Source organism: Actinopolymorpha singaporensis (assembly GCF_900104745.1).
GTDB lineage: Bacteria > Actinomycetota > Actinomycetes > Propionibacteriales > Actinopolymorphaceae > Actinopolymorpha > Actinopolymorpha singaporensis.
The window spans coordinates 2,564,777-2,585,801 of the sequence record NZ_LT629732.1 but is presented as its reverse complement, the minus strand read 5'-3'; the positions used below and the strand labels follow the sequence as shown (position 1 = coordinate 2,585,801).

Genomic DNA, 21,025 nt, shown 5'->3' with positions numbered 1-21,025 from the left:
CGTGCTGGCCGATCTGGCCTTCGTACGCCTGCTGTCCTTCGGCCCGCGGCCCTTCGTCCGTAGGCTCGACACGGTGAGAATCCGCGAGCTGATCATCACCCCGATCGCCTTCCCGGACCCGCCGCTGCTCAACTCCAACGGCGTCCACGAGCCGCTGGCGCTGCGCACCGTCCTTCGCCTCGTCCTCGACGACGACGCCGTCGTCGGGCTCGGCGAGTCCTCCGGCGACGCCCGCCACCTGGACCTCCTCCGGCTGGTGGCCCCGCGGCTCGTGGGCCACGACGTCTTCGCCACGACAGCACTCCAGGCGGTCATCGACGCCGCTGTCAACGACGCCTTGCCGCGACCGACCCAGCGGCAGCGCACGGCGGTCCACTCCGCCATCGAGGTCGCCTGCCTGGACGCTCAGGGCAAGCTCACCGGCCGCCCCGTCCACGACCTGCTCGGCGGGGCGGTGCGTACGACGGTTCCCTACTCCGCGTACCTGTTCTACAAGTGGGCCGACCATCCCGACGGCTCGTACGACGGCACACCCGACCCCTGGGGCGAGGCGCTCGACGCGGACGGCATGGTGGCACAGGCGCGGCGGATGATCGACGAGTACGGTTTCGGCTCGCTCAAGCTCAAGGGCGGGGTCTTCCCACCGGACATCGAGATCGCCACCGCCAAGGCGTTGCGGTCGGCGTTCCCGGATCATCCGGTCCGGCTCGATCCCAACGGGGCCTGGACCGTGCCGACCGCGAAGCGCGTCGCCGCCGAACTCGAGGCCGTCCTGGAATACCTGGAGGATCCGGTCCTCGGCGTCGACGACATGGCCGAGGTCGCCACCGGCACCGACCTGCCGCTGGCGACGAACATGTGCGTGGTCGCCTTCGAGCAGGTGCCGAGGGCCGTCCAACTCGACGCCGTCCAGGTGATTCTCTCCGACCACCACTACTGGGGCGGGCTACGCCGAACGGTCGCGCTCGGCACGTTGTGCGACACCTTCGGCATCGGGTTGTCGATGCACTCCAACTCCCACCTCGGCATCAGCCTGGCCGCGATGACGCACGCCGCCGCGGCCACACCGGAACTCACCTACGCCTGTGACACGCACTACCCGTGGAACGGCGCGTACGACGTGGTGCGGCCGGGTGTGCTGAGGTTCGCCGACGGTGCGCTGACGGTCCCCACCGGGCCGGGGCTGGGTGTCGAGCTCGACCTGGACGCCCTCGAACGCCGGCACGCCGACTACCTGCGCTCCGGACGACAGGTCCGTGACGACACCGGCTACATGCGCCGCGTGCGGCCGGACTACGACCCGACCCTGCCGCGCTGGTAGCCGGTGCTGTCAGGCGTACGTTGACGTACGTCAGTCGAAGAAGTCGCGGTCCTCGTCCGCGAGGTACTTCTTCGCCGCCTCCGGCACCAGCGTCACGCCGAGGCCCGGCCGGTCCCACACCTCGATGTGGCCGTCGCGCACGATCGGGTCGGGCAGTCCCTCCACAATGTCGTACCACCAGTCGTGCGAGGCGACGGGGTATTCGAACGCTACGTAGTTGTCCGGCAGCGTCGCCGACACCTGCACCAGGGCGGCCATGCCGAGTACGCCGTCGCCGACACCGTGCGGTGCCATCAGTACGCCGTGCATGTCGGCGTACTCCGCGACCCACTTCAGCTCGGCCAGCCCGCCGACGTCGCACGGGTCCGGGCCGATCACCCGCACCGCGCGGTTGCCGACGAGTTCGAGGAACGACTGTCGCAGGTAGAGCTGCTCGCCGGTGTGGATCGGCGTCGAGGTCGCCCGCGTCACCTCGCGGTAGGCGCCGGCGTCGGCGTACGGCACGTAGTCACCGGCGAGCAGATCCTCCAGCCACAAGAGGTTCAGCGGCTCCAGTCGCTGGGCGAACCTGATCGCGTCCGGCACCGTCCATCCCGGCCCGCAGTCCAGGGCGAGACCCACCTCGTCACCGAGGACCTCCTTCATCGCGTGCACGCACTCCACCGCGTGGTTGAGGCCGCGCTCGGTCATCGGTCCGCGCGAGGGATGCGGCGGGCCGGTGCGCACCTCGCCGTAGAGGAAGCCTTCCACCTCCGCCGCCATCGGGTCGTGGAACCCGATGCCCTGCTTGATGATGGTGAATCCCTGTGGTGCCGCCTTCATCTGTCGCATCACGTCGGCGAAGTCCTCGGGCCGGTGTCCCTTGCGCGGGAACCGCACGCCGCCGTTGTAGACGCGCACCCGATCGCGTACCCGCCCGCCGAGCAGCCGGTGCACGGGTAGGCCCGCGGCTTTGCCGGCAAGGTCCCACAGCGCGATCTCGATCGCGCTCACCGCGCTCCCCCACGGCTTGGTGCCGCCCATCCGGCGGATGCGCAGCATGACCCGCTCGACCTCGGTCGGATCCTGGCCGAGGAGGTACTGCTCGTAGAAGCCGACGACGGGCTTGAGGTAGTACTTCCTCGACTCGACGACTCCGTGCCCGTCGATCCCCTCGTCGGTCACGATGCGGACGACCGGGTTGGTTCCGAGTACAGCGCACTTCACCGCGGTGATCTTCACCGGCGCGACACCACCTCTCGTCGACGCCTCCCATGCTCGCCGCCGGACCGCCGACCGCGAACTCCGTTGCCGGTAACGGCAACCGAGCCCGGCGGGCGCGTCCGGTCCCGGCCGACCTCACCCACTGGGCCGCGAGGGCCGGCGTCGTGCTCAGCCGAGCAGGTCGGCACCGCCGGTGAAGCACGCCACCGCTTCGGGGTCGAGGGTGACCCCAAGGCCGGGCACGGACGGGATGGCGAGCATGCCTTCGGCGTCCAGCCTCCAGCCGTCCTCGACGAGCTCGTCGATGTAGGGCGATCCGGTCTTGTACTCCACCAGGTCGGTGTCGGGCAGCGCGGACACCAGCTGAAGGTCGGCGGCCAGCCCGACCGCGGTGTTCCAGCCGTGCGGAACGAGCCGGGCTCCGTGCTCCTGTGCCGACCAGCCGATCCGGCGGGACTCCGACAGGCCGCCCACCTTCGTGACGTCGGGCTGGACGATGTCGAACGCACCGGCCCGCAGGAACGGCGTGAACGCCTGGCGTCGGGTGAGCACCTCGCCACCGGAGATCGGCACCGGCGCGTTGCGGCGCAGCGCCACGAAGTCCTCGAGTGCGTCCGGTCGCAACGCCTCCTCGAACCACGCCACGTCGTACGCCGCGAGCATCTGGGAGGTGCGCAACGCCCACTTGTAGTCGCCCTGCCAGTGCGCGTCGCTGCCACCCGCGTCCACCGCGAGCAGGGCGTCCGGTCCGATCGCGTCCCTGGCCGCGGCCACGATGCGTTCGTCCTGCGCGGTCGTCGCACCGCCTCGCCCGAACGGGCCCCAACCGATCTTGTACGCTCGGAAACCCTGTCCCGCAAGGCGTTCAAGCTCCTCGGCCAGCGGCGCCGGCTCGTCCATGAGCAGCGACGCGTACGGCAGAACACGTTCGCGGTAGCGTCCGCCGAGCAGCCGGCCCACCGGCTGGCCCGTCGCCTGTCCCAGGATGTCCCACAACGCGATGTCGATGCCGCTGATCGCGTGCGTGAGCGAGCCGCCCCGGCCCAGCCAGAACGTGTTCTGGTGCAGCTTCTCGGTGACGCGTTCGGGCTCCAGAGCGTTCTCGCCCAGCAGCAGTGGTTCGAGGACCTCCACCGCTCCCCTGACCAGCGCCTCGCTGGTGAACACGCTGCCCACGCCGACCAGGCCGTCGTCGGTGTGGACGGCCACGAGGGTGTGTACGACGTCGTCCGGTTGCAACTCCGCGCTCCAGCCGCCGGGTGGCGTCGCGCCCCGCAGGCCGGCAACGCGGATCTCACGAATCCTCATCGGTTCCTCCCAGTGACTGTCGCAGTGACTGTCGCACGTATCCCTGTCGCGAACGAGGGTATGAGCACCTCATGGCTACCCCGCAACAGATCGCCCAGGCCGTGATCAGCCGGCACGGCACGACGTACGCCGAGGAGGCCGGCATCAGGCTGCGTGACGCACCCTCGCCGCTGTACCAACTGCTCGTCCTCTCGGCGTTGCTGTCGGCCCGGATCGGCGCGGACATCGCCGTCGCGGCGGCCCGCGAGCTCTTCCGGGCCGGATACCGAACGGCGCAGGCGATGCGCGACGCGAGCTGGCAGGACCGGGTTGACGCTCTCGGGCGCGGGCACTACCGGCGTTACGACGAACGCACGTCGACGATGCTCGGTGAGGGCGCCGACCTCGTTCTCGAACGCTGGAAGGGCGACCTGCGCCGTCTGCACGCCGAGGCGGAGGACGCCGCCGGGGTGACCAAGCTGCTCCAGCTCGTACCTGGTATCGGTCCCACCGGCGCGTCGATCTTCTGCCGTGAGGTCCAGGGCGTGTGGACCGACCTCGCGCCCTACGTCGACAACCGCACCGCGAAGGGAGCGGAGACGGTCGGTCTGCCCTCCTCGCCGGGCGAGCTGAGCAAGCTGGCCGGCGACAGCGACCTGCCCAGGCTGGTCGCGGGATGCGTTCGCGCGTCGCTGTCGAAGAAGATCGCCGAGGACGTGCGCGGCTGACCGGGGCGAGCCCGCCCCCATCACCGGAGGCGAGGAAGGTAGCGGCCGGCCCGGACCCCGGTATGGTCGTGGTCGTCGACGACCACGGTGCCGTTGACGACGACGAACGGGACACCGTGGGGATACGCGTGGGGAGCTGTGACTGTGGACCGCTCGCGCAGCCCGACCAGGTCGACCACGGCGACATCGGCGTAGGCGCCTCGGCGAAGCCGGCCGCGGTCGGCCAGCCCGAAGTGGTCCGCGACCATGGCGGTCATCTTGTGCACGGCGGTCTCCACCGGCAACGTGCCGGCGTCGCGCACGTGGTGCGCCAGGTAGTGCACGTGCCCCGCGAAGAACAACGGATGTCGCGACCGCGCCGCCAGCGGACCGTCGACCCGGCTGGTGAACGCGTCGACGCCCAGACAGAACAGCGGATGCGCCACCGCCTCGGCGACGTGCTCCCCCGTGAAGAGCCGCCCGAGCAACTGCACCGCCGCAAGGTCCGGCCCGGCCGCCGCGAGGAGGTCGAAGTAGGCGTCCCACTCGTCGCCGCCGAGCCGCTCGGCGATCTCGGGGAAGGCCAGCCCCTCCAGCTCCGGCGTGGCCGGACTGGCCAGCAATCTCACCCGAGCCCAGCCGCCCCGGTGCACGAACCTCCAGTAGCGGTCGCAGTCTCCGCGCAGCCGGTCCCGTACGCCGGGATCGGCCAGCATGCGGGCCGCCTCCAGCGGGCCGTCGGCCAGCAGCCATGGCGGCAGCAGCCCGGTCGCCATGCCGATCCCCTCGTCGTACGGCGTCATGTCCGCCAGTACGTCGCCACCGGCGGCGCGTTCGGCCGCGAGCCGCTCGACCGCACGGTGCCACGCGTCGGGCGCCGCTCCGGTGTCCTCGCGTACGTTGAGGTGCGACAGCTGGGCGCGCCCGCCGGCGGCGCGGGCGACCGTGAAGAACTCCTCCACGGCCTCGCCGAGCGCTGCGTCCCGGTTGCGAATGTGGCTGGCATACCTCGCGTCGTACTCGCTGAGCACCCCGGCCAGTTCGGTAAGCTCCTCGGTGCCGGCGGAGCGGCCGGCGCCGTACTCCAGCCCGGTCGACATGCCGAGCGCTCCGGCGTCCAGCGCCTCCGCCAGCAGGCCACGCATCGTGGTGAGTTGCTCGCCGGTGGGCGTTCCCGAACCCACCCCGGCGGCCTCGCGCAGCGCGCTGTGCCCGACGAACCAGGCGAGGTTCTGCGACGTGCCGAGCGCGCCGACGCTGTGCAGGAGCTCGCCGAATCCGCGCCAGTCCACCGGACCGTCGTATCCGAACGCCGCCAGCGTCGACGCGGCCTGGCGTGCCGACGCCGGCCCGAGTGGCGCGTACGTGACACCACAGTTGCCTACGACCTCGGTCGTCACACCCTGCCGGATCGTGCTCTGTGCCTCCGGATTGGCGAGGATCGACCAGTCGCTGTGGCTGTGCGGATCGATCAGGCCGGGAAGGACGAGGTGGCCGCGGGCGTCGATACGCCGGCGGGCGGCCGCACCGGGAAGCGGCTCGACCGCGACGATCCGGTCGCCCTCGATCGCCACGTCCGCCGGGTACGGCCGGCCGCCGTCGCCGTCGACCACGGTTCCGCCGCAGACGAGGAGGTCGAGCATCACCTGACCGTAGTCCGCACCCTTGGCCGGCGGCCGGTGGCCGGGCGGCCTATTCCGGCAGCGCGTACGCCCCGGCGGCGATGTCCTCGAACAGCGTAGGTCCGGTCGGCTCCCAGCCGAGGAGCTGCCTGGTACGGACGTTCGACGCGACGGCGTCCAAGCCGAAGAAGCGTGCGATCCAGCCGAAGTGTGCCGCAGCGTCCTCCGAAGCGACCGGCACCGTTGGCAGGCCCAGGTAGTCGCCGAGGGCAGCGGCGATGTCGCGAGTACGAAGACCGTCCTCCCCGACGGCGTGCAACCGCGCGCCCGCCGGCGCCTTCTCCAGCGCCAGCCGGACCATCCGCGCTGCGTCGGATCGGTGTACGGCCGGCCAGCGGTTCGAACCATCCTCTATGTATCCGGACGCTCCGCGCTCCTTCGCGATCTCGGCGAGTCTCGCGACGAAGCCGTGGTCGCCCATGCCGTGCACGCTCGCCGCGAACCGCAGCGCCACCGCGCGTACCCCGCGACCGGCGTAGTCCAGGGCGAGGTTCTCGCTGCCTCCCCGCATCGAGTCCGCACCCCAGTACGGCGACTCGTCGTCCTCGGTCAACGGTCGGCCGGAGACACCGGCCGCCACCCCCGAGGCGATCAGGAACGGCCGGTCGCCGCCCTCGATCGTGTCGAGCATGCGTTGGACGGCCGCGTGCTCGGTGCGCCAGGCGCCGGTGTAGTTGGAGAAGTCGTGCTTGAAGGCGAGATGGACGACGCCGTCGGCGGACGCCGCGCCGGCAGCGAGGCTGTCGAGGTCGTCGATGTCGCCTCGGTGGGCGGTCGCACCCTTGGCTTCGATGGCGGCGGCGGACTCGTCGGAGCGAGCGAGGCCGACCACCTTGTGGCCGTGGGCGAGAAGCTCGTCGGTGACCGCCGAGCCGATCCAGCCGGAGGCGCCGGTGACGAAAACGCGCATTGCGGACTTCCCTTCTTGGCAGAGGGACGATCATGTCAGTGACTGACGTCAGCGACTCGACCTGGACCGTAGCACCTCATGTCAGTAACTGTCATCACTACACTCCTCGCCATGGGCCGCTGGGAGCCGGACGCGCAGGGCCGGATGATCCGTGCCGCGATGGATCTCTTCGCCGAGCGCGGCTTCGACAGGACCACCGCCGGCGACATCGCCGAGCGGGCCGGGGTCACCGAGCGCACCTTCTTCCGGCACTTCACCGACAAGCGCGAGGTGCTGTTCGCAGGCTCCGACGTCATGGAACGCACGGCGCACGACGCGATCGCGGCAGCGCCGGCCGACCTCGCCCCGCTCGACGCCGCGCTGACCGGGATGGTGGCGGCGGGCGGCCTGCTGGCAGAAAGGCACGAGCACGCGGTCCGCCGAGCCCGGATCATCGCTGTCAACCCGAGCTTGCACGAACGCGAACTCCTCAAGCTCGCGGCCCTGACCGAAGCCACGGCCGGCGCACTGCGCGGTCGCGGGGTGACCGAGCCGACCGCGAGCCTGGCCGCCCACAGTGCGGTCACCGTCTTCCACGTCGCGTTCGCGCGCTGGGTCTCCACCGACGAACCGCCCGGCTTCGCCGAATGCGTGGCGGACGCCGCGGCTGCACTCCGCGAACTGACGTGACGAACCCTCGGCTTCCGACGGCGCCAATTCAGGCGCCGGTCAGGGGAACAATTCCGAGTTCGCCGATCGTCTGTTCCAGTACCCGCAGTCGAGTGAGAGAGCAATGGACCCGCACCCAAGTAGTACGCGCGGCGCCCCGCGGGGCGTCGCGCTGACCGAGCCCGTTCCTCATCCCCCGAGCCGCACGAGTCCCGCGAGGCCCCCAAGCCGCCCGGACGTACGACCCGCGTCCGCCGGCTCACACCACAGGGCGGCCCGTCGGTGACCGTCGCGCTGAGCATCCTCACCGGCGTCGTGGTGGTGCTGGCCGTGACCGCCGCCACGGGCTATTTCGTGGCCCAGGAGTTCGCCTACATGGCGGTCGACCGCAACCGCCTCAAGGTTCGTGCCGCCGACGGCGACGTCGGCGCCCGCCGAGCACTCGGCATCACCGGACGCACCTCGTTCATGCTGTCCGGTGCCCAGTTGGGAATCACCGTCACCGGCCTGCTGGCCGGCTATGTTGCCGAGCCGATGATCGGATCGGGCCTGTCCCAGGTGCTGGGCGGGCTCCGGGTTCCGGCCGGGGCCGGCGCGGCCGTCGGGGCCGTGGTCGCGCTGCTGTTCGTCACCGTCGTACAGATGGTGTTCGGCGAACTGCTGGCCAAGAACTGGGCGATCGCCCGGGCCGAACAAGTGGCCCGCGCGCTGGGCCGGTCCACAGTCCTGTATCTCAAGGTGTTCGGTCCGGTCGTGCACGTCTTCGACCGCGCCGCCATCGTCTTGCTCCGGGCGGTACGCATCACGCCGGTGGACGACGTGGAGCACGCGGCGACCGCCCGCGACCTGCATCGGATCGTCGAGCACTCCCGCGACACCGGAGAGCTGGCCGAGGACCTGTCCGTGCTGCTGGACCGCAGTCTGGACTTCACCGACGCGACCGCCGGACACGCGATGGTGCCGAGACCCAGGGTCGTCAGTGTCAGCGCGGACGAGACCGTCGCCGGCGCGCTGGCGGTCATGGCGACCGCGCACTCCAGACTGCCTGTTTACCAGGCGGACGCCGACGACATCATCGGTGTCGTCCATCTGCGCGACCTGCTGGCCGTCGACGGCGACCGCCACGAGAGCGAGGCCGGACGACTTCCTGTGCGTGGGTTCGCGCGTTCACCCGTCGTGGTGCCCACGTTCCTGCGCCTGCCCCAGGTGCTCACCACGCTGCGCGCGGCCGGTGAGGAGTTCGCCTGTGTGGTCGACGAGTACGGCGGGCTGGCCGGCGTACTCACGGTGGAGGACATCGCCGAGGAACTCGTCGGCGAGATCGCCGACGAACACAACCCGGACGACACCGGTGAGCACCAGGTCATCGCTGACCGGACCTGGCTGGTTCCGGGCACCTACGGCGTGGACGAGGTCGAACGCCTGGTGGGTCACGACCTGCCCCAGGGGCACTACGAGTCGATCGGCGGGCTGTTGATCCAGACCCTCGGGCGCCTGCCCCAACCCGGTGACGAGTACTCCCTCGACCTGACGGGCTCGCCCGCCGTGGACGAGGACGGTTCAGGCCCCGGGACGCTCGTGATCCAGGTGGTGGACGTCGACCGGCGGGTGCCCAGGAGCGTCAAGCTCACCTTGCGTAAGAACGACAGGACCCTGGCCTGCGCCGAAGCCGAAGCCGGAACCGGAGCCGAAGAGGGGGCCATCCGATGAGCGACCTGGATCCCCTTCTCGCATTGGCATTGTCGGTCCTCATCATCGTGGCGAGCGCGTTCTTCGTTGCGATCGAGTTCGCGCTGATCGCCGCCCGCCGGCACCGGCTGGAAGAGGCGGCGCACACGAGTGTGGCGGCCCGCGCCGCGTTGCGCAGTTCGCGCGACCTGTCACTGCTGCTGGCCGGATCCCAGCTGGGCATCACGCTGTGTCTGGTGGCGTTGGGCGCGCTCACCAAGCCGGCCGTTCACCACCTGCTGACACCCGCGCTGGAGGCGGTCGGCGCTCCCGAGGCCGTCGCCGACGTCGCCGGGTTCGTGCTCGCGCTGGTCGTGGTCACCTTCCTGCACCTGGTGGTCGGGGAGATGGCACCGAAGTCGTGGGCGATCTCCCATCCGGAGAAGTCGGCAATCATGCTGGCGCTGCCGATGAGGGCGTTCATGTGGCTGACCCGGCCGGCGCTGCTCGCCCTGAATGGCCTCGCCAACTGGTGCCTGCGCCGCATCGGCATCGAGCCGGTCGACGAGGTTCCCACCGGCCACGGCCCGGAGGAGCTGCGCCAGCTCGTCGACCACTCGGCCGCCGCGGGCGCCCTCGACGAGGAACGCCGCCATCAGTTGGCCACGGCGCTGGCGATCAACTCCCGCCCGATCAGCGAGGTCGTCACCCCGACCGCCGAGCTCGCCGGGGTCGCCCCGGACACCACCGGCGCCGAGATCCGGGACACCGCCCGCGCGACTGGTCACCTGCGGCTCCTCGTACGTCAGGCCGGAGAGGTCGTCGGCGTGGTCCACGTACGCGACGTGCTGTCACGTCCGCACCACGCCGCACGGGACCTCATGACGGCACCGGTGACGCGCATGCCGGCGAGCACGCCCATCTACAAGGCCCTCACCACCATGCGGGTGACCCGCAGCCATTTGGCTGTCGTGGAGGGCCCGGACGGGAGCCTGCTCGGGTTGGTGACGCTGCAGGACCTCGTGGACGAACTCCTCACCACCCACCAGGACCTGACGGCACCGGAGCCCGCCCCGACCGGCTGACGGGTGTCACAGGCGGTCGGTCACCGGGTGTCTTCCCGGGGAACCATGTCGCCGCCGTCGCTGCCGTCCCTCGCGCATGACGTGCGCCGCAACACCCTGACCGTCAGGCGAGCAGCCAGGTGATCAGGATGATCACCGGCAGCGACAACATGGTGGAGAAGAAGATCGCGTCCCGGGTGAGAACGATCCCACGCCCGTAACGCATGGCGAACGTGAAGACGTTCTGGGCAGTGGGCAGGGCGGCGATCACTGTCACGGCGAGGAGCGCGTGCCCGCTGAGCCCGACGACGTACGCCCCGATCAGGTAGGCGACCAGCGGCTGGACGAGGAGCTTCAGCGCCAGGATGGTGGCGACGTGCACCGGTGGTTCGCCGGCGCCGGGCCGGGGACCCAGCCGCAGCGAGATGCCGTACGCCAGAAGCATCGACGGTACCGCCATCCCGCCCAGCAGGCCGAGCGGTCCGCTGAGGGCCACCGGAAGCTTCACCCCGGAGATCGCCAGCGCCAGGCCGACGAGGGAACCGATCGCCAGCGGGTTACGTAACGGCCTGGTGACCCGCAGCAGCAGCCTGCGACCTCGGGACATGCCTGGGTGCGGGACGTGGGTGACGGCGTCGAGCACCGTGAGCCCGCTCGGCTGGAGTACGAGCAACTGCGCGAGCAGCATCGGCGCGATCAGTGCGGCATCGCCCAGGGCGTACGCGGCAATCGGCAAGCCCAGGTTGCCGGCGTTCACGTAGGCGGCGGAGAAGGTTCCGATCACGGTGTCGGCGGGGCTTCGCTTCCACACCAGCCGGGCCAGCAGGACGTAGGTGGTGGCCACCACGAACACGCTGCCGAGCGAGGCGATCAGGTTGGCCGACAGCAGCTGGTGCACGTCGCTGCGGCCGAGAACGGTCACCATCAGTGCCGGGCTGGCGACGAAGAACGCCGTCCGGGTCAGGACACGCTGCGCGGTCGCGTCCAGCACTTCGAGGTGGGCGAGGATGAACCCCACCAGGATGATCATGCCGATGGTGGCGAACCCGGCCAGCACGCCAGACACTTCGAAGCTCCCTCGATTTCCGATCGACCGCACGCCACGTCGCCGTGCGGCGGTGACCCGGAGACCGAGCAAACCACGTCGAGCCGCGCCGGACGCTACCGGGCCATTACCGGGCAACGCTCGCGACCGCCGGTCGCTATCGTGGCACTGCCGGACGTACTACTCTCTCGGGGTGCTTGAGGACGGGGAGCCGCACTTCGACTTCGCGACGTCGAGCAATGGGGAGCGACGTTGACACCTGACGTACTCGTGGTAGCCGCGTATCCGGAAGCCGCGTTCTCCCTCACCCAGGTGCGGGTCATGGCAGTTGGGGCCGGCATCGCACTTGCGGTGGCCTTCGGCACTCTGCCACTGGTTCGCCTCGTTCCGGGAAACCGCTGGGAGTGGGTGCAAGGTTCGTCGTCGGACTGTTCACGTCGTTGATCTGCGGCCTCTACGTCTATGGGAGGTCGAGGAGAAGTGATGACAACGACGCCACTGGACTCCAGCTTTTCGTCCTGGCAACCATGTCCATGGTGATCATGCGTGTCATTTTCGCCAGGTGGTTCACGAGGGTGGCCGAGGCGCAGCGTTCCGGAAAGCAGATAAAGCCCTTGGGCGCGAAGTGGACCGTAGTCGTCCTGGTCATGTTTGCGGCCGTTGTCGCGTCTCTGGCCGCCACCCTGACCTGGCTACCGACGCTGTGGGCATGACGCGCACCCGGAGGTGATCGCCTCGGTTCTTCGCCCTGACTAACGGTCGACCTCGAGCACGATCCGGCCGACGGCACCGTCAACCAGAGCCTGACAGGCGTCGTTCACCTGGCTCAGCGGGTACGTCGGGCCGACCAACTCCTCCAGCGGAAGCCGGCCGGCCTTGTACAGCTCCAGCAGCTTCGGCACGTCCGTCACGGTGTTGGCGCTCCCGTAGAGACTGCCGACCAGCCGCTTCTCCTGCTGCACCAGCTGGTTGATCGGGACCTCGAACGTCGCTCCGACCGCGCCGAGCCCGATCGCGACCAGCGTGCCGCCCTTGCGCAGGCAGGCCACCGCCTGTTCGAGCGTCGGTGCCCGGCCGACCGCCTCCAGCGCCCAGTCCACACCCTCGGGGCAGATCTCCCGGACCGCCTGCCCGAGGTCGTTCCGGCCGGAGTCGATGGTGTGGGTCGCGCCGAGCCTGGCCGCGAGCTCCAGCCGCCGCGGTACCACGTCGGCGACGATCAGGGGGTACGCTCCGGCGAGCCGGCCGCCGAGCACGCAGGACAGCCCGACCCCGCCCGCCCCGATCACGAGGATGCCGCTGCGCGCGGCGTCGGTGACGACGTTGAGCACCGACCCGACGCCGGTGATCACGGCGCATCCGACGAGTGAGGCGATCCGTGGCGGGATGTCGTCCGGGATCCGGATCACCGACTGCTCGGCCACCACGCAGCGCTCGGCGAAACACGAGACGCCGAGCAGGTGCCTGACCTCCTGGTCGCCGCGGCGAAGCCGGGTCGTACCGTCCAGCAGGCCGTTGGTGGTGATCTGGACGTGCGCGGTATCGCACAGGGCCGGCCGGCCGGAGGAGCAGTACGCACACCGGCCACAGCGCGGCCGCCACATGAGTACGACCGAGTCGCCGGGCCGCACCGACGTGACACCGGCGCCGACCTGCTCCACCACACCGGCCCCCTCGTGACCGGGCACGATCGGGGTCGTACACGCGAGGTCACCTGACAGGTAGTGCAGGTCGGTGTGGCACAGACCCGCGGCGGTGACCCGGACGAGAACCTCCCCCGCCCGAGGCGGCTGCAGCGACAGCTCCTCGACCCGCAGCGGCGTCCCAGGCGAGTCCAGAACCGCCGCGCGTACGGAAAGCTCCTCCATGCGGTCAGCGGCCACGACCGAACCCCTCTCACCTCGTCGGGTTCGACATCGTCCCATCCCGGCCCGCGGCGCGCTCTACGCGGGCGGGAGGAAGGCCGGCACCTGCGGGGTGATGCCGTCCGCCCCCCAGGACAGGACCGCCGCGTAGACCACCCGCCGCCGGTTCGGGTCGGTCACGACTCCGGTGAACCGACAGGGCTCGTTGCCGGCCGAGCACACCCACGCGTGCAGAAAGATCCGGTCGGGTCCGCCTCCACCGGTGACCACGTCTGCTCCGCCGGGCCCGCACAGGCCGGTTCCGGCCTGGTCGAGCAGCACGTGCTCGTCCTTGTCGGCGAACGACCACAGGTCCGCCGAACGCCGCCACACCGTGGAGTAGCGGCACTGGTCGTACCAGTTGGCGGCGGCGAACAGGAAGTAGTGGCCGTCGCGTCGCACCATCACGGGATTCTCGATGCTGTCGGAGTGCCGTACGAGTTCGTGGCTGGCTTCGCCGCGTCCGTGCAGGCCGTCCTGTGACAGCGGGAACATCCGGATGGTGCCCGGCGTCTTCTGCGTCTTGTACAGCAGGTAGCGAGTACCGTCCTCGTCCTGGAACGGCGACGGGTCGATCACGCCCGACGTCTGGTCGGGGCGGTCGGCCGCGGGGTCCTCACCACCCAGGATCGGGCAGACCAACGGGGTGGCCGCCGGCTCGTACGGGCCGCCCGGCTGGTCGGCCACGGCGGTGCCGATGCAGCGCTGGCCCGCGAATCCCTCTGCCTGCGCCGCGTAGTACAGCACCCAGCCGGCCGAGGTCCGCACAGCGTCGGGAGCCCACACCGCGCCCTTCCCGGACGCCCATTCACCCCACCGGGACAGAGCGTTCGGCATGCTCTGCCACGGGCCTCTCGGATTGTCGGCCAGGGCGACGCGAGCCAGGCCACCGGTCATGAAGGCGTAGTAGTCCTGGCCGTCCCGCACGACGCCCGGGTCGGCCGCCTCACCGGTGGGCGCGACGTAAACGGGCCGCGGCTCCTGCCCCGACGCCTGCGCGACCGACCGACCGGCCTCGGCTGACGCCACCAGGACGACGAGCACACTCAGGTACGCCGTTACGCGGAAGGTTCGCTGACTTCGCATGACTCGACACCTTTCCCGACCTGTGCTGGGGTGCGGACGCGGAGGAGTTGATCTTTGCGGGGCAGTTGTAGAAGACTTCGTACAACGTAGTACTAACCATGGGGAGTGTGCCCGGTTGAGCGTCGCGACGCTGGAGAACGACGTCCAGGAACGGACGTCGCGCCCTGCCGGCCGCAGGCCGCGTGACGCGAGCAGGTCCCGGCTGTGGATCTGGCTGTTCCTGACGCCGACCGTCGTGCTGTACGGCCTGTACACCGTCTACCCGATCGCCGCGAGCTACTGGTACTCCTTCCTCAGATGGGACGGGTTCGGCGCGGACAAGAGCTGGATCGGTCTGCAGAACTACCGTGACGTGCTCGCCGACCCACTGTTCTGGAACTCGTTCAAGATCACCGTGCTGTTCATGGTGGTGACGGTTCCCCTGCAGGTGGTCGCGACCCTGCTGGTCGCGATCGTGCTCAACTCGCCGAAGATGCCGTTCTCGACGCTGTTCCGGACCGCGTTGTTCCTTCCGGTGGTGACCACCACCGCGATCGTCGGCGTCGTGATGCAGTTCGTCTTCGATCCCGCCAGCGGACCGGTCAACCTGCTGCTGACAAGGCTCGGGCTCGTGTCCGAAGGCGTCAACTTCCTCGGCGACTCCTCCACCGCGTTGTGGACCGTCGGCGGCGTCTACGTCTGGAAGTGGTTCGGTATCACCCTCGTCTACTGGCTGGCCGCGCTGCAGACCATTCCGAACGAGGTGTACGAGGCGGCCCGGATCGACGGCGCGGGCCCGTGGAAGCTGATGCGGCACGTCACGATGCCGCTCCTGCGGCCCTTCCTCGTCATCATCACCCTGCTGTCGCTGGAGGCGACGCTGAAGGTGTTCGACCTGATGCTCACCATGACCGGCGGTGGGCCGTTCTACGCGACCGAGGTCGTGGAGATCTACATCTACCGCTGGGCGTTCGCCGCGACCGTTCCCCAACTCGGCTACGCCTCCGCGGCTGCCGTGGTCTTCGGGCTGTTCGTGTGCCTGGTCGGCCTGTTCCAGCTGCTGGGGATCAGGGCCGTACGCCAGTCGCGAGGCACAGCATGAGCGCGGGCCGGGTCACGGGCCGGGTCGCGCGCCGGGTCGCGCGCCGGCTGCCGTGGTGGATCGCCGCGGGCTTTCTGGCCATCGGATGCGCGCTGTGGGTCTACCCGTTCGTCTGGATGGTCGCGGCGTCCCTGAAGGACCAGATGGAGGTCTTCGTCTCCGGGCTGTCGCTGCTTCCGAAGTCACCGGTGTGGGACAACTACGCACGGGCCTGGAACGACGCACACTTCGGCCGCTACCTGCTGAACACCGTGGTCGTCACGCTGGTGACAGTCGTCGTGGTCGTCGTACGCTGCGCGATGGCCGGCTACGTGCTCGCGCGTCACCGGTTCGCCGGCCGGAAGGCGATCATGGTCGTGCTGGTGGCGACCCTGTTCGTGCCCACCGGCTACACGATCATCCCGGTGGTCGACATCTCCCAGCGGCTCGGCCTGCTGAACTCCCTGGGCGGGATGGTCGTCGCGCTGAGCGGCGGCGCCCACGTCGCCGCGATCCTGCTCTACCTCGGCTACTTCCGCCAGATCCCGCGTGAGCTCGAGGAGGCCGCGGTCGTGGACGGCGCGGGTTTCTGGTCGATCTTCTTCCGGGTCATGCTGCCGCTGGCGATGCCGGTGACAGCCACCGTGACGCTGTTGACGTTCCTCGCCACCTGGAACGCGTTCTTCCTGCCGTTGGTGTTCACGTTCTCCCGGCCGGATCTGCGGACGCTGAGCGTCGGCATGCTGGCGTTCGTCGGCGAGAACTCCACCGACTGGTCGGGCATGGCGGCCGCGGCGACCATCTCGCTGCTGCCGGTCGTGGTGATCTTTGTGTTGTTGCAGCGCTACTTCGTCGAGGGAATCGCGGGAGCGGTCAAGTCATGACACCCAACATCCTGTTCATCTGCACCGACCAGCAACGTTTCGACGCGGTCCGTGAGTACGGCAACGACGAGATCGAGACCCCCCACCTGGACCGGCTGGCAGAGCAGGGAGTGCTGTTCGAGAACTGCTACGTGCAGAACCCCGTCTGCGGACCGTCGCGGGCCAGCCTGATGACCGGCCGCTACGTCGCCAATCACGGCCTGTGGGCCAACGGCGTGGGACTGCCCGACCACGAACGCCTGTTCACCAGGGACCTGGCCGATGCCGGGTACGACTGCGGGCTGGTAGGCAAGCTGCACTTGTCAGCATGCTTCGCCGGGCGCACGGAGCGGCGGCTCGACGACGGCTTCCGGGTCTTCCGGTGGGCGCACGACCCCTACCCCGGTTCGTCGGAGAACGCCTACCACCGCTGGCTGCGGGCCGCGCACCCCGAACTGCACGCCGCCGCGCTCGACCCGGCCTCGCCGGTGACGTTCGACACGATGCCGACGCAGGCGCACTACAGCCGCTGGATCGGCCTGGAGACCCAGGAGTTCCTGCGTGCCGGACGTGAACGCGACAAGCCGTTCTGCTTCGTGGCGAACTTCTTCGACCCCCATCACGGCTTCGGCGCACCGCCGGAGTACGTCAACCGCTACGACCCGCAGGCGCTGTCCCGGCCGGTGACCACACCCGACGAACTGGCGACGAAGCCGGCCATCTACACCGAGGCGTCGAAGGAGTCCTACGCCGGACACGCCAAGGGTTTCGTGGAGTACACCGAGGCAGAACTCCAGCAGGTGAAGGCCGCCTACTACGCCATGGTCACTCTGGTCGACGACGAGGTGGGCCGCATCCTCGCCACTCTGGACGAGGAGGGCCTGACCGACAACACGGTCGTGGTCTTCACCAGCGACCACGGTGAGATGCTCGGGGACCACCAGCTCATGCTCAAGGGCCCCATGATGTACGACTGTTCGGTCCGGGTCCCGTTGCTGATCCGCTGGCCCGGCGTGCTGCCGACCGGTGAACGCCGTACGGAGCTCGTGCAGTGGATCGACCTCGCTCCCACCTTGCTTGAGGTAGCCGGGCTCCCGCCGCTTGCCCGCGGCCAGGGCGCCAGTCTGCTTCCGCTGGCCCGCGGCGACTCCGGCGCGTGGACGCGGGACTGGGCCTTGTCGCAGTACCGCAACAGCGGTCACCCGTACGACCCGCCAGTGCACACCACGATGTTGCGACACGACCGCTGGAAGCTCGTCGTGCACCACGGCGAGCCCGCCGGCAGCAGGGGCCGGACCGGTGAGCTCTACGACCTCGCGGCCGACCCCCATGAGGTCACAAACCTCTGGGACGACCCGGCGCACGCCACGGACCGGCTTGTCCTGCAGGAGAAACTCATGGACGTCCTGGTCGCCACCGAGGACCGCACCAAGCCACGTGACGCGTTCTGGTAGGCGAAGCTGCCGACCCCCAAGGCAAGGTACGAACGCGTGCCACCGAGAGGACACTCGTGACCGACCCGCCGATCGACCCGGCCACCGACCCGACGGCCGACCCGGCCCCCGACCCGACGGCCGACTCGTCCGCCGATCCGTCCGCGCATCCGCGCCCACAGGTCCGGCGCGAGACGTGGACCGACCTCTGCGGACTGTGGCGCTTCGCTTTCGACGACGGCGACGAGGGTCTGGCACGGCGGTGGTTCGAGTCCGGCAAGGCGGAGGTGTTCGACCGCAACATCCGGGTTCCGTACCCGCCGGAGTCGAAGCTGTCGGAGGTGCACGACCCGAGCTTCCACCCGGTGGTGTGGTACGAACGAACGTTCACGGCCGTCCCACCGCCGGACGGCGACCGGATCCTGTTGCACTTCGGCGCCGTCGACTACTCCGCAACGGTGTGGGTCAACGGCGCCCGGGTCGGCGGCCACGAGGGCGGACACACGCCGTTCACTTTCGACGTCACCGAGGCACTGCGCGACGGAGGTGAGCAGACCGTCGTCGTCCGTGCGGAGGACCTGCCCACCGACGCGAGCCAGCCGCGCGGAAAGCAGTGCCGGTCCCCCGAGCCGGAAGGGATCTTCTACGACCGGACCACCGGAATCTGGCAGCCCGTCTGGCTGGAGACCGTTCCGGCTCTCCACATCGCCGGCCTGGCGTGGACTTCCGACCTGGAGGCCGGCACCGTCCAGCTGGAGTTGACACTCAACCGGATGCCGGCCTCGCCGGTCGAGCTCGACGTCCGGCTGGACCTCACCGGCGAACTCCTAGCCCGGCAGACGGTCCAGGTCGGCGAGCAGACGTCCCACATCGTCCTCACCGTTCCCGACCTGCTCGGCGGCCGGGCCGGCCGGCTGCTGTGGTCGCCCGAGTCACCGACTCTCGTCGACGCCACGTTGGCGCTGCACGGTGGCGAGCAACCGGGCGACGAGGTGTTCAGCTACGTAGGCCTGCGCAGCGTCGGCATCCGGGACGGGCTGTTCCTGCTCAACGGCCGTCCGTACTACCTGCGGATGGTGCTCGAACAGGGTTTCTGGCCCCAGTCACACCTCGCCGCCCCCGACGCCGACGCACTGCGCCGCGAGGTCGAGCTGACCAAGGGGCTCGGCTTCACCGGCGTACGCGTGCACCAGAAGGTGGAGGATCCCCGTTTCCTCTACTGGTGCGACCGCCTCGGCCTTCTGGTCTGGGGTGAGATGGCCAACACCTTCGAGTACTCCACCCGTGCGGTCGACCGGCTGACCCGGGAGTGGACCGAGGCCGTACGCCGGGACCGAAGCCACCCCTGCATCGTGTGCTGGGTGCCCCTCAACGAGAGCTGGGGCGTCCCCCACATCGCCACCTCCGAGCAGCAGCGCAGCTTCGCCACCGCGCTCTACCACCTGACCAGGGCGATCGACCCCACCCGCCCGGTGATCTCCAACGACGGCTGGGAGCACACCGACAGCGACATCTGGGGCGTGCACGACTACACCCCTCGTGGCGCCAGTATCCAGGAGCGGTACGGCAGCCCCGAGGAGATCCGCCGGACCCTCTACGGGCCGGGACCTGGACGGCACAAGGTTCTGCTCACCGAGCCGGAACGCGAGGGACAACCGGTCGTGCTCACCGAGTTCGGCGGCCTGTCCTACCTCCCCCGAGCCGACGACAAGTGGTTCGGCTACAGCACGGTCGACTCCCCCGAGGCCCTGCGCGACCGGTTCGGCGAACTCGTCGGCGCCATTCTCGACTCTCCGGAGTTGGCGGGCTTCTGCTACACACAGCTGACCGACACCCAGCAGGAGCGCAACGGCCTGCTCACCGAGGACCGTACGCCGAAGCTGCCCGTCGAGCAGATCCACGAGATCGTCACCCGGCCGAGCCGGGCGATCCCGGCGGAGGAGGTGGACGCCTACCGCCGGGCCACCCGGCAGGCGCAACGACAGCAGCAGAAACCGCCCGGGAAGGAGACGGCACCGTGAGCGCGCCACGTCCGAACATCCTGCTGGTGATGACCGACCAGCACCGGGCCGGCTTCACCGCCGGCGAGGGATTCGGGCTGGACACGATGCCGTTCCTGGACTCGGTGGCCGCGTCAGGGGCGCGCTTCCGCAACGCCTACACGACGGCCCCGGCGTGCGTGCCCGCGCGGACCAGCCTGCTCACCGGGCGCTTCCCGTCGGCCCATCGCGTACGCCAGAACTCCGCGACCAACGAGGTGCTCCGCGGCGAGGACCTGCTGGACGTGCTCGCCGCGTCGGGCTACTCCCTGCACTTCGCCGGCAAGACGCACATGTACCGCGGCGCTGACGACTTCGACTCCTTCGCCGGTCCGTACTGGCACGAACGTGGGCCGGACTCCACCGACGAACAGCGGGAGTTCTCCGCCTGGCTGCGTTGGATAGACCACGGCCCGACGCTCGAACCGACAGCGTTTCCGCTGGAGTGCCAGTATCCGCACCGCATCGTCTCCGACGCGATCGAGGCGCTGGACCGCCGCGATCCGGACCGGCCGTTCTTCGGCTGGGTGTCCTTTCCGGAGCCGCACAACCCCTACCAGGCACCCGAACCCTACTTCTCGATGTTCCCCGAAGAGGACGTCCCCGACCGCGCCTGTGGGCCGGAGGCGGCGCAGGCCAAGGGCGGTGCGTGGAGGTGGCTCGCCGACCTGCTGGAAGAGAAGCGACCGGGCTACGACCGGCACTGGCGCCGCTACCGCGCCACCTACTGCGGCATGCTGCGGCTGATCGACGACCAGATCCGCCGACTGCTCGCCCACCTCGACGCGCAAGGCGTACTTGACGACACCCTCGTCGTCTTCGTCGCCGACCACGGGGACTACGTCGGTGACTACGGCCTGCAGCGCAAGGGTGCCGGGATGCCGGAGGTGCTGATGCGGATCCCGTTCGTGCTGGCCGGGCCCGACGTGGTCGCCACGGACAACACTGTCGACCACGTGTCCCTGGCCGACCTGTTCCCCACCCTGTGCGAGGCGGTCGGTGCGGACATCCCGTACGGCGTGCAGGGGCGCAGCCTGTGGCCGGTGCTGACCGGCGGCAACTACCCGGCCGAGGAGTTCGCGAGCGTCTACGCCGAACGCGGGGT

The 21,025-nt window shown here is 69.8% G+C and carries 17 protein-coding genes and 1 pseudogene; 11 read left to right on the top strand and 7 right to left on the bottom strand.

From position 1 onward, the window contains the following. The first annotated feature begins 73 nt into the window (after positions 1 to 73). Entirely contained in the window at positions 74 to 1,321 is a 1,248-nt protein-coding gene (locus BLU27_RS11740; protein ID WP_092653214.1) for an enolase C-terminal domain-like protein, read from the top strand. Between the two features lie 30 nt (positions 1,322 to 1,351). Here the strand turns inward: BLU27_RS11740 and BLU27_RS11735 are convergent, their stop codons facing one another. Continuing rightward, positions 1,352 to 2,542, bottom strand: coding sequence for a mandelate racemase/muconate lactonizing enzyme family protein (locus tag BLU27_RS11735; protein WP_092653212.1), 1,191 nt, complete (start codon positions 2,540 to 2,542; stop codon positions 1,352 to 1,354). Positions 2,543 to 2,692: 150 nt separating this feature from the next. After that, a complete protein-coding gene (locus BLU27_RS11730; RefSeq protein ID WP_092653210.1) occupies positions 2,693 to 3,832 on the bottom strand; it encodes a mandelate racemase/muconate lactonizing enzyme family protein in 1,140 nt (379 codons plus the stop codon). 71 nt (positions 3,833 to 3,903) lie between these two features. On the opposite strand from BLU27_RS11730, the gene BLU27_RS11725 reads away from it, so the two are divergent. Further along, on the top strand, positions 3,904 to 4,539 hold the full coding sequence (locus BLU27_RS11725) for an endonuclease (RefSeq protein WP_092653208.1): 636 nt from the start codon (positions 3,904 to 3,906) through the stop codon (positions 4,537 to 4,539). Positions 4,540 to 4,559: 20 nt separating this feature from the next. Here the strand turns inward: BLU27_RS11725 and BLU27_RS11720 are convergent, their stop codons facing one another. After that, positions 4,560 to 6,161 carry an N-acyl-D-amino-acid deacylase family protein gene (locus BLU27_RS11720; protein ID WP_092653206.1) on the bottom strand — a complete coding sequence of 534 codons (1,602 nt, stop codon included), beginning with the start codon at positions 6,159 to 6,161 and terminating at the stop codon, positions 4,560 to 4,562. Positions 6,162 to 6,210: 49 nt separating this feature from the next. Further along, positions 6,211 to 7,110, bottom strand: a complete 900-nt coding sequence (locus BLU27_RS11715) for an SDR family oxidoreductase (protein WP_092653204.1) — start codon at positions 7,108 to 7,110, stop codon at positions 6,211 to 6,213. 111 nt (positions 7,111 to 7,221) lie between these two features. Here BLU27_RS11715 and BLU27_RS11710 point away from each other — a divergent pair, with 111 nt between their 5' ends. The 3 genes from BLU27_RS11710 (at position 7,222) to BLU27_RS11700 (ending at position 10,511) form a co-directional block, all read left to right on the top strand. Next, complete coding sequence (locus tag BLU27_RS11710) at positions 7,222 to 7,779, top strand: TetR/AcrR family transcriptional regulator (protein WP_092653202.1); 558 nt, start codon at positions 7,222 to 7,224, stop codon at positions 7,777 to 7,779. 261 nt (positions 7,780 to 8,040) lie between these two features. After that, positions 8,041 to 9,468 carry a hemolysin family protein gene (locus BLU27_RS11705; protein WP_092653200.1) on the top strand — a complete coding sequence of 476 codons (1,428 nt, stop codon included), beginning with the start codon at positions 8,041 to 8,043 and terminating at the stop codon, positions 9,466 to 9,468. Between the two features lie 47 nt (positions 9,469 to 9,515). Next, entirely contained in the window at positions 9,516 to 10,511 is a 996-nt protein-coding gene (locus tag BLU27_RS11700) for a hemolysin family protein (RefSeq protein ID WP_422386090.1), read from the top strand. A 103-nt stretch (positions 10,512 to 10,614) separates the two neighbouring features. On the opposite strand, the gene BLU27_RS11695 is transcribed toward BLU27_RS11700, so the two are convergent. Then, positions 10,615 to 11,556 (bottom strand): AEC family transporter, encoded by a 942-nt coding sequence (locus BLU27_RS11695; protein ID WP_092653196.1) that lies wholly within the window; start codon positions 11,554 to 11,556, stop codon positions 10,615 to 10,617. A gap of 383 nt (positions 11,557 to 11,939) precedes the next feature. On the opposite strand from BLU27_RS11695, the gene BLU27_RS11690 reads away from it, so the two are divergent. Then, entirely contained in the window at positions 11,940 to 12,248 is a 309-nt protein-coding gene (locus BLU27_RS11690) for a hypothetical protein (protein ID WP_092653194.1), read from the top strand. Positions 12,249 to 12,287: 39 nt separating this feature from the next. Here BLU27_RS11690 and BLU27_RS11685 read toward each other — a convergent pair whose 3' ends face one another. Both BLU27_RS11685 and BLU27_RS11680 read right to left on the bottom strand, forming a co-directional pair. Continuing rightward, positions 12,288 to 13,418 carry a zinc-binding dehydrogenase gene (locus BLU27_RS11685; RefSeq protein WP_197681795.1) on the bottom strand — a complete coding sequence of 377 codons (1,131 nt, stop codon included), beginning with the start codon at positions 13,416 to 13,418 and terminating at the stop codon, positions 12,288 to 12,290. A gap of 60 nt (positions 13,419 to 13,478) precedes the next feature. Beyond that, positions 13,479 to 14,525 carry a glycoside hydrolase family 43 protein gene (locus BLU27_RS11680; RefSeq protein ID WP_092653190.1) on the bottom strand — a complete coding sequence of 349 codons (1,047 nt, stop codon included), beginning with the start codon at positions 14,523 to 14,525 and terminating at the stop codon, positions 13,479 to 13,481. A gap of 115 nt (positions 14,526 to 14,640) precedes the next feature. On the opposite strand from BLU27_RS11680, the gene BLU27_RS11675 reads away from it, so the two are divergent. The 5 genes and pseudogenes from BLU27_RS11675 to BLU27_RS31220 form a co-directional block, all read left to right on the top strand. Continuing rightward, entirely contained in the window at positions 14,641 to 15,606 is a 966-nt protein-coding gene (locus BLU27_RS11675) for a carbohydrate ABC transporter permease (RefSeq protein WP_241827922.1), read from the top strand. Continuing rightward, complete coding sequence (locus BLU27_RS11670; RefSeq protein WP_092653186.1) at positions 15,603 to 16,469, top strand: carbohydrate ABC transporter permease; 867 nt, start codon at positions 15,603 to 15,605, stop codon at positions 16,467 to 16,469. The genes BLU27_RS11675 and BLU27_RS11670 overlap by 4 nt, the downstream gene beginning before the upstream one ends. Beyond that, the gene (locus tag BLU27_RS11665) at positions 16,466 to 17,902 is read left to right on the top strand and encodes a sulfatase family protein (protein ID WP_092653184.1); all 1,437 of its coding nucleotides are present in this window, start codon (positions 16,466 to 16,468) and stop codon (positions 17,900 to 17,902) included. The genes BLU27_RS11670 and BLU27_RS11665 overlap by 4 nt, the downstream gene beginning before the upstream one ends. 56 nt (positions 17,903 to 17,958) lie before the next feature. Then, complete coding sequence (locus BLU27_RS11660; protein WP_241827921.1) at positions 17,959 to 19,902, top strand: glycoside hydrolase family 2 protein; 1,944 nt, start codon at positions 17,959 to 17,961, stop codon at positions 19,900 to 19,902. Between the two features lie 29 nt (positions 19,903 to 19,931). Beyond that, positions 19,932 to 20,861, top strand: a pseudogene (locus BLU27_RS31220) (sulfatase-like hydrolase/transferase); the annotation flags it as partial. Positions 20,862 to 21,025 lie beyond the last annotated feature (164 nt).